Consider the following 12889-nt stretch of genomic DNA (forward strand, 5'->3'; position numbering starts at 1 on the left):
GCGCGCCTTGATATAGGACTCCTCTGGTTACGATTCTGCCACCATTTGCCTACGCCTAGGCGTTAACAAACGCCTGCTTATTTGCTATGGTAAAAGAACGCTGCTATTACTAGCAAGACGTTTGCCATCAGATTTTTAAGTCAGCACGTTATCCGTCTTAACGAATGATACTTTTTTACGAAACTCTATAGCTCTGCTCTTGGCTGCTAATAGCGTAATCAACAGATAAACCCGATCAACCCATTAGCCACCGTGATAACAATAAATTCATAATTTCTATTCTGTAGATAAGGAAGCTACCCATGAGTGATATTTTTAATGTAAAAGACACCTTGAGCGTCGATGGCAAGGAGCATGCTTATTATAGCCTGCCTAAACTTGCCGAGACTTATGACAATATTAATAAACTACCCTACTGCATGAAAGTCGTATTAGAGAACCTACTACGCAACGAAGATGATGGTCAGTCTGTGGGCAAAAATCATATCGAAGCGGTCGCTAATTGGGACGCTGGTGCTGAAGCGTCAAAAGAGATCGCCTTTATGCCGGCGCGAGTAGTATTGCAGGATTTCACTGGTGTACCCTCAGTCGTCGATCTAGCCGCGATGCGTGATGCAGTGGTAGAGCTTGGCGGAAAAGCCGAGCAAATTAACCCATTCATTCCTAGTGAATTAGTGGTCGATCACTCGGTACAGGTTGATGCTTATGGCCGCGAAGATGCGCTAGATCTGAATGAAAAAATAGAATTTAAGCGTAACAACGAGCGTTATGAGTTCTTACATTGGGGCAAAAACGCCTTTGAAAACTTTGTAGTAGTACCACCAGCCACGGGTATCGTGCATCAGGTCAACCTTGAGTATTTGGCTCGTGTCGTCATGGCCGCTGATGTCGATGGCGAGCTTACCGCTTATCCTGACACCGTGTTTGGTACCGATAGTCACACTACGATGATTAATGGTATTGGTGTACTCGGTTGGGGCGTTGGCGGTATCGAAGCCGAGGCGGCGATGCTAGGACAGCCGTCTTCTATGTTGATTCCACAAGTCGTTGGTTTTGAATTAACCGGCAAGCTTAATGAAGGGGTTACCGCGACCGATTTAGTATTACGCGTGGTCGAGATGCTACGTGCTCATGGCGTCGTGGGTAAGTTTGTTGAATTCTTTGGTGAAGGCTTGCATAGCATGCCGCTTGCCGATCGTGCGACGATTGCCAATATGTCACCAGAGTATGGTGCGACATGTGGTATTTTCCCCATTGACCAAATGGCAATTGATTATCTGCGTCTATCGGGCCGCGAAGAGAGCCAGATTAAGCTGGTTGAAGAATATGCTAAAGCGCAAGGCTTATGGCATGATGCCGACACCCCTGCAGCGACTTATTCTAGCAAATTAGAATTAGACCTATCCTCCGTCCAGCCGGCACTAGCGGGTCCAAATCTACCGCAGCAGCGTATCAATTTATCTGATATGCATGAAAAGTTTGGCGAGACTCTAGAAAAAATGACTAAAGATCGAGAAGCCGAAGTTAAAGGTAAAGTCCGTTTCGATCAAGAGGGCGGCGAGCAAGAGCAAGCCGATAGACTCTATGCCAAGCCCAATGTCTTTTCCGACGTCAATATCAATGACAAAAAGCACAAACTGCGTGATGGTTCAGTCGTTATCGCCGCGATTACCTCTTGTACCAACACCTCAAACCCTGCGGTAATGATTGGTGCAGGACTCGTCGCCAAAAAAGCGGCGGCCAAAGGTCTTACAGCCAAGCCTTGGGTCAAGACTTCACTAGCACCTGGTTCAAAAGTGGTCACTGATTACCTAGAAAAAACCAACCTAATGGATGAGCTTGAAAAGACGGGCTTTTATCTGGTCGGTTATGGTTGTACCACTTGTATCGGTAACTCAGGACCACTGTTAGAGTCTATCGAAAAAGGCATTGAAGAGAACGACTTAGTTGCCTCTGCTGTCCTTTCTGGTAACCGTAACTTTGAAGGCCGTATTCACTCGCATGTCAAGGCAAGCTATCTTGCGTCACCACCACTTGTTGTCGCTTATGCGCTAGCAGGTACGGTCGATATCGATTTGACTACGCAGCCATTAGGACAAGACCAAGATGGTAATGATGTGTATCTCAAAGATATTTGGCCGACGTCAGATGAGATCAATGAGCTGATCGCCAATAACATCGATGCTGATATGTTCCGTAAAAACTACGGCGAAGTATTCGACGGCGGTAAAGCTTGGAACGCAATCACCTCAGCCGATAGCCAGTTATATCCATGGGATGAAGGCTCAACTTACATCAAGAACCCACCATTCTTCGATGGTATGACCATGGAGCCTGAAGGTATCCCCGATATCGAAGGCGCGCGTATATTAGGTTTGTTCGGTGACTCGATTACCACCGACCATATCTCACCTGCTGGTAATATCGATCCTGATTCTCCTGCAGGCAGATACTTGCAAGAGCGCGGCGTCATGGAAGCGGACTTTAACAGCTATGGTTCGCGCCGTGGTAACGATGCGGTTATGACCCGTGGTACTTTCGCTAATATCCGTATCAAAAACCAAATGATGGATGGTAAAGAGGGCGGTTATACTTATTACTTCGAAGGCGACAAAGCGACCTTAGCAGATGGTGTTGAGATGGCCATGTACGACGCGGCGATGAAGTATAAAGAAGATAAGCGTCCGCTCGTTGTGCTTGGCGGTGCGGAGTATGGTTCAGGTTCAAGCCGTGACTGGGCAGCTAAAGGTACCATTCTGCTTGGTGTAAAAGCGGTATTAACCACTTCATTTGAGCGTATTCACCGCTCAAACTTAGTGGGCATGGGCGTGTTGCCATTGACCTTTAAAGAGGGTGAAAGCGCAGAGACTTACAAGCTTGATGGCTCAGAGGTCATTAGTATCACAGGTCTCGACAATGGCGAGAGCAAAACTGCTCAAGTGACTGCTACTCGTGCTGATGGCTCAACTGAGAACTTCGAGGTCAACGTCGGTCTACAGACGCCAAAAGAGCGCGAATACGTCCGTCATGGCGGCGTACTACATTATGTATTACGTCAGCTAGCAAGCGAGAGTAAAGACGCGGCTTAATGGTGAAATAGAGTTAGAATGAAAGAAGGCCCAATCTTGACGATTGGGCTTTTTTTTGTCTGGTCGTTTTGTGGTGGTGGCGCTTATTCTTCTAACTCTAAACCCTCTCTGTCAACAACTTAATTCCCAAACCAATAAACACAACCCCGCTGATCTTATTTAAGATAGTCTCAATCGCTGGATTTTCGCGCAAGCGCTGACTAAATCTTGAGGCCAGTAGTGCTAAGCATAAGCACCAAACTAGACCGGTGACAGCAAAGGTGAGACCCAAGATCAAGAACGATAGCGTGCTATGCGCGTAGCTTGGATCGATAAACTGCGGAAAAAAAGCCAAGAAAAATAGCGCGACTTTTGGGTTAAAGGTATTGGTTAGTACACCTTGCTTATATATTTTTCCATAATCTAATGACTTTACTTGCGCGGCTTTGTCATTATTGAGCAAGCCGTCTGCTATGACAGCATCCGACTTTTGCGTTAACATTTTAATCCCTAGATAGCATAAGTAGATGGCGCCGATATATTTGACAATGGTAAAGGCTAGTGGGGAATTGGCCAAGATAATGGATAAGCCAAGTGCTGCTAGTACCGTATGCACCAGAATGCCAGAGACGATACCTAACACCGAATAGAGTCCCGCTTTATTGCCTTGCGCCACACTACGAGTGATGATGTACATGGTATCTGTGCCTGGGGTAATATTTAACAAAATACCAGTCAGAATAAATCCCCAGTAGTTTTCGATACCAAACATAGCACAACACCTTTTGCTTATGGTTATTATTTTAGTCTATGACACTGTCAGCTTATTTATTATACAAATGATTTATTATAGACATGATTAAGAAGATACTTTTGAAGGACGCTAGCGGCTGCAGTCAAACAGTGTGTTAGATATCCCTTAAAAATAGCAAATACTGACGCTAAATCCACAGATAAACCACCCTTTATACGCTTAAAAAGTTATCATCAACTTATTTTTATTGCTTTAAATTCTCTTTAGCAATATTGTCCATCTATCCTATCAGACAACCGCCAAGCTGAGTAGCTTATGAGTAGACGCGATCTTATTATCTTTATTAGCTTATCCTTTATGTGGTCGCTATCCTTTATATTTTATAGAGTCGGCGTACCTGAGTTTGGCTCTATGTCGTTTGCCAGCTTACGAGTTGTATTTGCCGGCGTCACGATGCTCGCTTTTGTTGCGTTCAATCCTTCCCATTTAATTGCGGTCCGACAGCACTGGAAGCTGCTTACCGTAGTGGGCCTGATCTCTACAGCGATTCCGTTTGTTTTATTCTCTTATGCCGCTCAAGCCGTTAATGCTGGCGTGCTCGCGGTGCTCAATGCCGCGGTTCCGATGATGAGCGGCTTTATCGCCAGTACATTCTTCAATGATAAGCTCTCAAAAAAGCAGACCTTAGGTTTATTTATCGGCATCGTAGGCGTCGTGATCTTAATGAGTGAAAGCTTGTTTGGCGGTGCGGCTACGGAATTAAGCTCAGGGCTGTTACCGATGGGCTATGCGCTATTAGGCTGTGTGGGTTATGCAGTAGGGGCAAACGTCACCAAGAACTATTTGCAAGACACCTCGCCTGTCGCTATTACTATTGGCGCTATGCTAATTGCTAGTGTGGTAATGCTACCAGTGGCGATTTATGAGTTTCCGTACGGTCAGAGTATTAGTGTTAAGGCTTGGGTATCTGTCGTTTGTATCGGCGTATTCTCAACCGCTATCGCTTTTATCTTTATCAATGAGCTAATAAAAAGTATTGGGCCGATGCGCGCGACTAGCATTACGCTAGTGATTCCAATCTTTGCCATTATATTTGGTTATATTTTATTAGGTGAGGCCTTAGATATGCACGCTATTATAGGCTCAGCGGTGATACTTATCGGCACTTATTTATCTTTGAACTTGTCTTTGGCTAGCTTTACTAAGTCCTCGCAGTCATTAGACGTAGAGCGTTAATAGCATTATACAAAGTGTCTTGACGCATAAAAAAGCTCAATCCCTTATTTTACTGGGATTGAGCTTTTGTTTTTTAGTAGCTAGCTTTAGTAGCTAAGTTTTAACTTATTAAATAAGTGTAATCGATTATCGAACGTTATCACCATAAGTGACGATAGGACGCTCTAAGCGATGACTGGTAGCGGCGCTTTTTGCACCTGCTATAGCAGCTACAAAGGTTAGCAAGGCACTAATCAGCCAAAATAGACCACTGTATAGGGCAGCTTTACGAGCAACCTCTTCAGCTTGTTGTAAATTCTGGTCGACAGTTTGCTGTGCTTGCGCGATATACTGCTCAGTTTTCATCTTATATTCGTTAAACGACTGAGTAGCTTCATTGCGTACTTCTAGCGCTTGAGCTTCAGTAAGACCTTCTGCCTGCAGACGCGTGATAAGCTCATCACTTTTTAGCGTTTGTTCGATTGATGCCATACGCTGTTTTGCGTAGTCATCAATGTTACGCCAAGTATCAATATTCGTGAAGTCCATATCAGCAACATCACCTCGAGTATTATTGATCATCTCTTCTAATACGTTAGTTGTCGCTGCGATTTGAGTTTCGTTCAGGCCTTGCGTGTTCTTAGCGACTAAAGCATTAAGATCTTCTTGGCTAATATTACCTGAAACGGTTTGATAAGCTTGCTGGGCTTTTTGCTGCATCTGCTCAATAGCACTATCAGGTGCGGCAACTGCTGCCGTTCCTACCGCTGAAGTTCCAGCTGCGGCAACACCGCCAGCGGTTTTAGCAACCGTACTCACCGTACCGCCAACCACATTGCCTGCAGTTGCCAAGATACTAGTAGCACCGCTCATAGCAAAAAAGGTGGTAAATAGTACGATTAAAGCAGCAGTCAACATACCAGTTAAAGACGCATCTTTTTGGTCGACTTCTGTGCCATCACCAAAGATAGCTTCTGGCGCTGAGAATTTGATAGCATAGTAGCCAGCGACAAAGGCACTGACTAGAGCGGTGATAGCGGCATAAATTCCGCCAGCAATGCTAGTTCCTTTTAGATCAAAAGGTAAGAACGAGCTTAACACTAGCGCTAAAGCAACCATCGCCATAACGACGATCAATCCCATGACGAGACCTGCTAGCACACCGCGCCAAGACGGACGGCGCTGAGGGGAGTAAGTAGTAGGTAACATAGCTATTCCTTATATTTTATTCTAAATGCTAATAGGTTTCTGTGACTAGACCATCGAAATGATCTAGCCAGTGTTAGTTGTCTACAGGTTTATCTATAACTTAAATAAAAAGAGACCTTTTATAAATATAAGCCAAGCATAAGGAATTAAAAGTAATATTAATAATACAGTTAAGTATAAAAACAAAGCTATCGTGTATAGGAGTGTTAAACAATGTGAAAGAAGCAGACAGATGTAAAGTTGTGTTGATACTAAGTTAATTTATTATAAGGTATTGATATTCATAAATATGTTGATCATTTATGAATGGTATCTTAATAGCTTCGCGGTTAGTTAAAGAGATTTATAAAATAGAAGCATAAAAAAAGCTCAGTCATCCTCGATGACTGAGCTTTTAGTAGTGTATTTATTAGTCTTACCAGGTGCTTTACAGCAAAATCGCTAATAAATGACGCCGTATAGTGGCGTCCCCAGGGGGATTCGAACCCCCGTTACCGCCGTGAAAGGGCGGTGTCCTAGGCCTCTAGACGATGGGGACGCATAGAGTGTTATAGCTTAATAAATAGGGCTATAACGGTACTGCACAATATCAGAGCGCTTATTCTATATAAACAAGCCTTGCCTAGGTGCTGATACTGCCTCTTAACTGTCTTATCTAAGATAAAAGAATCTAACGATAAAAAATATGGTGGAGCTAAACGGAGTCGAACCGTTGACCCCTTGCATGCCATGCAAGTGCTCTACCAACTGAGCTATAGCCCCTCGTTAAGAGTGAGCGTATTTTAGGGAATAGCAGGATGGTTGTCAATAGCTATTTTTAGAATAGTGATAAATAATTATCTACTAAAGCCAAATGTAGGGTAAGCCTCGCGCACTATTGGTCAAGACCTTAAACTTCCGGTGCGCGAATCTCACCAGACAAAAAAGAGTAGCTTTTTGAGTCAACTATTCAGCATCAGCCAAAAAATCAGGCAGATCTGCGGCTTTTTTCTCAAGCTTTTTCATTTTTTTCTTACCAAGGCCGCCTAGTACTTCAACCGCGTGGCGCAAGCGATTTAAGGTCATATCGGCACCGATGATCCACATCGAGTTCATCACTGGCGTGGATGAGGAGCTACCGGCAATAGCGATAAAGAAAGGGGCGATAAAGTCGCGCATCTTGAGATCGAGCGCCGTAGACAAGCCTTTGATAGTGGCATAAATATTTTCTTCAGACCATTCAGGCAATGACTCAAGTTGCCATAGCGTTAACTGGAGAATCTCCATGATTTGCTCAGGTGTGAGATTTTTGTGCTCAAAGTCATCGCTGGTAATCTCAGGTAGGTTTTGGAAATAAAAACCACCCCAATTGACCGCATCAGAGAGCAGTTCAATACGCGGCTGAATTGCGGCTGCCATTGCAGTGAGCTTATCGCTATTATTAGCCCAGTCGAGAATTCTGTTTTTTAATTCTTCAGGCGTCAGCTCGCGTAACCATTCGCTATTGAGCCAATTGAGCTTTTCGATGTCAAAGATAGGGCCACCTAAGGAGACGCGCTGAATATTGAAGCTCGCTATCATCTCCTCAAGGGTGAACTTCTCTTCATCATTCGGCATCGAGTAGCCCATACGTCCAAGATAATTGAGCAGAGCTTCTGGCAGCACGCCAGCATCACGATAATAAGTGATAGAGGTTGGGTTTTTGCGCTTAGACAGCTTTGATTTGTCAGGATTACGCAGTAGCGGCATATGGCATAGCACTGGCATCTCCCAACCAAAATACTCATATAATAATTGATGCTTAGGCGCAGAATTTAGCCACTCTTCTCCGCGCATCACGTGACTGATTTGCATCAAATGATCATCGACGACGTTGGCTAAATGATAAGTCGGCAGACCATCAGTTTTTAGCAGCACTTGCATATCGACTTGCTCCCACGGAATCTCAACCGTACCGCGTAGCATATCCTCAATCTTACAAACGCCTTCGGTAGGCACGCGCATGCGGATGACAAAAGGTTTACCCGATTCGACAAGCTTGTCCGACTCAGCGCGCGGCAGATCAGCATAACGACCATCATAGCGCGGCGTCTCGCCGCGAGCCATTTGCTCCGCTCGCATCGCATCTAATTCTTCGGGTGTACAAAAGCAGCGAAACGCGTGATCATTATCGAGTAGCTTTTGCGCATGTTCTTTATAGATATTCGCGCGCTCGCTTTGACGATAAGGGGCATGTGGTCCGCCGACATCAGGACCTTCTGCCCAATCAAGTCCCACCCAACGTAGCGCGTCCAAGATCATTTGCTCGGAAGCTTCAGTGGAGCGCGCCTGATCGGTATCTTCGATACGCAGGATAAACTCGCCACCATGCGCCTTGGCGAAGGCTAGGTTAAATAGCGCAATATAAGCCGTACCGACATGCGGAAAGCCAGTAGGCGAGGGCGCAATACGAGTACGCACGGGACGAGTGGAAGGAGCTGGGTTGTTTGAAGTGGTTTGCATCAGGTCGCCTTACATAGAATGATCAGTTAAGAAGTTTTTGGTTAAACAGGTCTGTTTAAAAATTGAGTCAAGAGGGTTATAACTAACCGCAAAAAATAGCGTAAAATAGAGCGCTAGTATAACAGACAGCCAAGATATTTTTAGTGAAAAGCCCAGTTGGTGCTTGACTAGCTGTGTATCCTTGCGATAATAACGCTAGCGGAGCCTAACTTGTTTATTTTTATCTTGTTTTTTTTATAACATTACTGGCCCATAGGGTCGTCATCTATTGAGTTATTTGTGTCATTATCGAAGCCAAAACCAAGTCCAAAATTAGATGCTCCAGCAGCGACGCAGTCTGCTATTCCTAATGAAGCAGAGTTTAGTCATGAAGCGGTACTGCTAGAAGAAGCGGTCGCAGCTGTACTCGGCGTCAAATCCCTGCCGAAAGCGAATAGCGACAACAGTCTACAAGCGCGCGGCATCTATGTCGATGCGACTTTTGGGCGCGGTGGTCATAGCCGCCTACTACTCTCGCAATTAGCTAACGATGCGCAGTTGATTGTCTTTGATAAAGACCCGACTGCCATTGCTGTAGCTAATGAATTGGCGGCTGCAGATAGCCGGATCAAAGTGGTGCATGACAGCTTTGCCACTTTAACTGACAGCTTAGCCGCGCTTGGTATTAGCCAAGTCGATGGCCTCATGGCAGATTTAGGCATCTCCTCACCGCAGATCGACGATGGCAGCCGCGGCTTTAGTTTTATGCGGGATGGCGCAGTGGATATGCGCATGGATACTAGCCGTGGACAGTCGGTTGGGCAGTGGCTTGCGCAAGTCGATGATGAGACTTTGGCCAATGTATTATATGAGTTTGGCGAGGAGCGACACAGTCGCCGTATTGCGCGGGCGATCAAGCAAATGGAGAGCTATGAGTCGACATTAGAGCTAGCGGAGGTTATCAAAGTAGCGCATCCCAACTGGCAACGCGGCAAACATCCAGCGACCCAAAGCTTTCAGGCGATGCGTATCTTTATCAATAACGAGCTTGGCGATGTCGATAGCTTTTTGGAGCAGAGCCTTACGGTGTTAAAGGCGGGCGGTCAGCTATCGGTGATCAGCTTTCATTCGCTTGAGGATCGCCGCATCAAGCAGTTTTTGCAGCGTCATAGTAAGGGGCAGTATCCTGAGGATGAAAACTTACCGATGCCGCCTAAGCGCCCGCGCTATTTTAGTAAGCCCAAACGCATTGGCCCTAGCAAAACTGAGATCGCTCAGAACCCGCGCTCACGTAGTGCTTGGCTGCGTGCGGCGACTCGTACTGATATCGCTTATGAGCAAAAATCTGATTGAGAGTTGAGTTACTATCAGCTTTTACGCTGAGCAAATATTTAGCTAAGACTGATTATAGTAAGAATACAAAATTGTAAAAACACAAATTTTTCAGCCACTGTTGCTTAGTATAATGTTTCAACGGATACGTAACCGTTAAAAAGCCGTAAGTAATAGCGGTTAAACTAACCGGCTAGTTACCTTTAGGTTTTACTAACTAATGGTTTTTACTGACTATTAGCTTTTTATTAAAAAGTAGCTGTTAGTTTTTCTTTATCTTTAAGTCCACCTTTTTGAGATCGTCATGGCAATATCTGGCAAACCTAAATCCGGCCGCGTAGCAAGCTCAACTCATAGCGATGTGGGCGAGATGTTTGCGCAGCGTTTTAGTGTAATAAATATCTATGTGATGGTGCTGTTATTGTTGGCGGCGGGTATTGTTTGGAGTGGTATCAAAACGGCTGAAGCGGTACAGCAATACCATCAGGACTATAAGACCTTGCAAGATATGAAAAAACAGCAGCGTAAATTACAAGTTGAGCATCAGCGCTTGCTCATTGAGCAGCAAACCTTTAGTGCGACACCGCAGATTGCCAGTCGCGCAGTCGCAGAACTAGGCATGTATTCGCCAACGCTGAAAGATAAACTCATTATTCAGCCAGGCGCTCCAGTGATAGCGGGTGACACTTTTGCTAGCGCTGATACCGATAATAGTAGCACTGATGTTGCCAACACTGACCTGAGCCCAGAAAACCCGTCCGCTGCAGACTCTAGAGGGGATGGACAATGAGTAGCAAAAAGCCATCAACCGATAAAAAATCAGCTAGCGGTAAAGTGATAAAGCCGCTACGTCCTGCTAGCAAAGCGAAAGCTCAGCAAGAAGCTAAAGGTAACTCTACTAGCGCGAGTAAAAAAATATTCTCTCGTAAGAAAAAGAGTGACTCGCAAGGCGCTTATACCAGTGTAAAGAATCGCAAATCTAAACGCACCATTATGAGTAAGGCCTCAGGCGCGTCTTCGCGTGGTGGCTTTGAATATGACAAAAACCGCTTTCGGATGGTGTGGGCTATCGCCTTAACAGTTTTGGTGCTACTGATAGGCCGTGCCTATTATCTACAAGTCGCCAACGCCCAGTTTTATCAAGACAAAGGCAATGAGCTGATCACCAGCGAGCGTACACAAAAGTCGTATCGCGGCATGATTACCGATCGTAATCAGCTACCGCTAGCGGTCAGTGCGCCATTAGCGACTGTTTCCTTTAGTCCGCATGACTATGCGCGTGAATACTATGAGCTCAATAGAGTCATCATCGAAAATCCCAGTCAACCGGTATTACGAGCACGGATGCAAAAGCGCTTGGATAATATGGATCTGACTGTGTTAGCAGCAGCGGCCAACATTCCGGTGACTGAGCTTGAAAAGGCTGCTGCTATCGACAAGAGCGTCGATGTCACCGATGATGAGGCGGTCAAAGCAGCACTACCTTCAGGTCCAGGGTCGCACTATATGCCGCTACTCAATAAAGTCACCCCTGAGATCGCCCAAAGCGTCAGCTCGCTTGACTTCCCGGGCGTATATGAGAAAAATTTCTTTCAGCGTTATTATCCGCAGCCGCAGCCCAACGCGCAGCTGCTTGGATTTATGGGTCAAAACGCCAATGACCCTGAGGGCGGTTATGAAGGCCGCGCGGGTATCGAGCGTCAGTTTGAGCAAATATTAGCAGGGGAGGACGGCAAAGTCCTAGTGCTAAAAGATGCCAAACAAAACAGTCTCAAAGAAATTAAACAATTAAAGCCAGAAGTCGCAGGTAAAAATGTGGCTTTGACTATCGATTCGCGCTTACAGTACTTGCTCTACAAGGAATTAGAAAAAGCCGGACGCTTGCAGCAAGCGCGTTGGTCAACGGGTATGGTAGTAGACGTCCAAAACGGTGAAGTGCTAGCTTTATCGACTTGGCCTTCTTTTAATTCTAATAATCTCAATGAGATGACTGGCGAGAATCAGCGCAATCGGGCACTGCTCGATGTCTTCGAGCCGGGCTCAGTGATGAAGCCTTTTACCGTAGCAGCAGCGCTTGATTCAGGAAAGTATACCGCCAACTCTTTGATCGATACTAATCCTGGCTCTATCCGCGTCCGTGGTTATACTATTCGTGATCATAATAATTTAGGTACGATTAATCTTGCGACCCTACTACAAAAATCTAGTAACGTGGCTTCAACGAAAATCGCCCTCTCTTTGCCTGCTAATGGCATCACTAGTATGCAAAAGAAATTTGGTTTTGGCGCAAAAACCCCGCTACAGTTTCCAGGCGAAGGTAGTGGTAATGTCACGACACCCGAAGAGAAAGAAACCGCGCGCCGTGCCACTGTCAGTTATGGCTATGGTATGGAAGCAACGCTTGCGCAAGTTGCGCAAGCTTATGCGGCACTAGCAGCGGGCGGGGTTATGCATCCTCTGACGTTGACTAAAACCGATAAGCCGCTGCCAAGCAAGCGTATCATGGAGCATGAGCAAGCGATGGCCATCGTCGAGATGCTTGAGTCGGTAACGCTGCCGGGTGGTACCGCAAAAGCTGCTAATATTGATGGCTATCGCGTGGCTGGCAAGACCGGTACTTCGCGCCGTATTAACCCTGATGGCGGTTACTATACCGATCAGTACCGTAATATCTTCGCCGGTATGGCGCCAGCGTCCAATCCAAGGCTAGTCAGCGTTATCTTGTTGGAAGATCCGCGCGGGCTGCATTATGCCGGTTTGACCGCCGCGCCGGTCTTTCATAACGTGATGAAAGAAGCGCTACGCCTGTATAATGTGCCGCTTGATAAGCCGTTACAAACGCAAGAGTAGT

General features: G+C 45.8%; 8 protein-coding genes and 2 tRNA genes. 5 read left to right on the top strand and 5 right to left on the bottom strand.

Features of this window, described 5'->3' with window-relative positions:
* The first annotated feature begins 302 nt into the window (after nt 1–302).
* The gene (gene acnA, locus ACTXGJ_RS09690; protein WP_443565806.1) at nt 303–3089 is read left to right on the top strand and encodes an aconitate hydratase AcnA; all 2787 of its coding nucleotides are present in this window, start codon (nt 303–305) and stop codon (nt 3087–3089) included.
* Nucleotides 3090–3186: 97 nt separating this feature from the next.
* Here the strand turns inward: acnA and ACTXGJ_RS09695 are convergent, their stop codons facing one another.
* Nucleotides 3187–3840 (bottom strand): LysE family translocator, encoded by a 654-nt coding sequence (locus ACTXGJ_RS09695; RefSeq protein ID WP_439240588.1) that lies wholly within the window; start codon nt 3838–3840, stop codon nt 3187–3189.
* Between the two features lie 297 nt (nt 3841–4137).
* Between ACTXGJ_RS09695 and ACTXGJ_RS09700 the strand changes: the two genes are divergently transcribed.
* Entirely contained in the window at nt 4138–5058 is a 921-nt protein-coding gene (locus tag ACTXGJ_RS09700; protein ID WP_439240586.1) for a DMT family transporter, read from the top strand.
* Nucleotides 5059–5184: 126 nt separating this feature from the next.
* On the opposite strand, the gene ACTXGJ_RS09705 is transcribed toward ACTXGJ_RS09700, so the two are convergent.
* The 4 genes from ACTXGJ_RS09705 to gltX all read right to left on the bottom strand — a co-directional run bounded on the left by ACTXGJ_RS09705 (nt 5185) and on the right by gltX (nt 8730).
* Entirely contained in the window at nt 5185–6246 is a 1062-nt protein-coding gene (locus ACTXGJ_RS09705) for a hypothetical protein (protein ID WP_439240584.1), read from the bottom strand.
* A 462-nt stretch (nt 6247–6708) separates the two neighbouring features.
* Nucleotides 6709–6784 (bottom strand) — tRNA-Glu (locus ACTXGJ_RS09710).
* A gap of 148 nt (nt 6785–6932) precedes the next feature.
* Nucleotides 6933–7008: transfer RNA gene (locus ACTXGJ_RS09715), tRNA-Ala, on the bottom strand.
* Nucleotides 7009–7191: 183 nt separating this feature from the next.
* Entirely contained in the window at nt 7192–8730 is a 1539-nt protein-coding gene (gene gltX / locus ACTXGJ_RS09720; protein WP_443565839.1) for a glutamate--tRNA ligase, read from the bottom strand.
* Nucleotides 8731–9069: 339 nt separating this feature from the next.
* Here gltX and rsmH point away from each other — a divergent pair, with 339 nt between their 5' ends.
* The 3 genes from rsmH to ACTXGJ_RS09735 all read left to right on the top strand — a co-directional run bounded on the left by rsmH (nt 9070) and on the right by ACTXGJ_RS09735 (nt 12888).
* Nucleotides 9070–10059 (top strand): 16S rRNA (cytosine(1402)-N(4))-methyltransferase RsmH, encoded by a 990-nt coding sequence (gene rsmH / locus ACTXGJ_RS09725; protein ID WP_439240684.1) that lies wholly within the window; start codon nt 9070–9072, stop codon nt 10057–10059.
* Between the two features lie 283 nt (nt 10060–10342).
* Nucleotides 10343–10828 (top strand): cell division protein FtsL, encoded by a 486-nt coding sequence (gene ftsL / locus ACTXGJ_RS09730; protein WP_439240581.1) that lies wholly within the window; start codon nt 10343–10345, stop codon nt 10826–10828.
* A complete protein-coding gene (locus tag ACTXGJ_RS09735) occupies nt 10825–12888 on the top strand; it encodes a peptidoglycan D,D-transpeptidase FtsI family protein (protein WP_439240579.1) in 2064 nt (687 codons plus the stop codon). Before ftsL ends, ACTXGJ_RS09735 begins: the two co-directional genes overlap by 4 nt.
* Nucleotide 12889 lies beyond the last annotated feature (1 nt).

This window comes from Psychrobacter sp. 1Y11 (assembly GCF_052259045.1).
In the GTDB taxonomy this organism is placed as follows: domain Bacteria; phylum Pseudomonadota; class Gammaproteobacteria; order Pseudomonadales; family Moraxellaceae; genus Psychrobacter.

Excerpts from the sequence above, each read along its gene's own strand:
- ACTXGJ_RS09735 (WP_439240579.1), top strand. The coding sequence starts at position 10,825 with ATGAGTAGCAAAAAGCCATCAACCGATAAAAAATCAGCTAGCGGTAAA.
- ftsL (WP_439240581.1), top strand. The coding sequence starts at position 10,343 with ATGGCAATATCTGGCAAACCTAAATCCGGCCGCGTAGCAAGCTCAACT.
- ACTXGJ_RS09700 (WP_439240586.1), top strand. The coding sequence starts at position 4,138 with ATGAGTAGACGCGATCTTATTATCTTTATTAGCTTATCCTTTATGTGG.
- acnA (WP_443565806.1), top strand. The coding sequence starts at position 303 with ATGAGTGATATTTTTAATGTAAAAGACACCTTGAGCGTCGATGGCAAG.
- ACTXGJ_RS09705 (WP_439240584.1), bottom strand. The coding sequence starts at position 6,246 with ATGTTACCTACTACTTACTCCCCTCAGCGCCGTCCGTCTTGGCGCGGT.
- ACTXGJ_RS09695 (WP_439240588.1), bottom strand. The coding sequence starts at position 3,840 with ATGTTTGGTATCGAAAACTACTGGGGATTTATTCTGACTGGTATTTTG.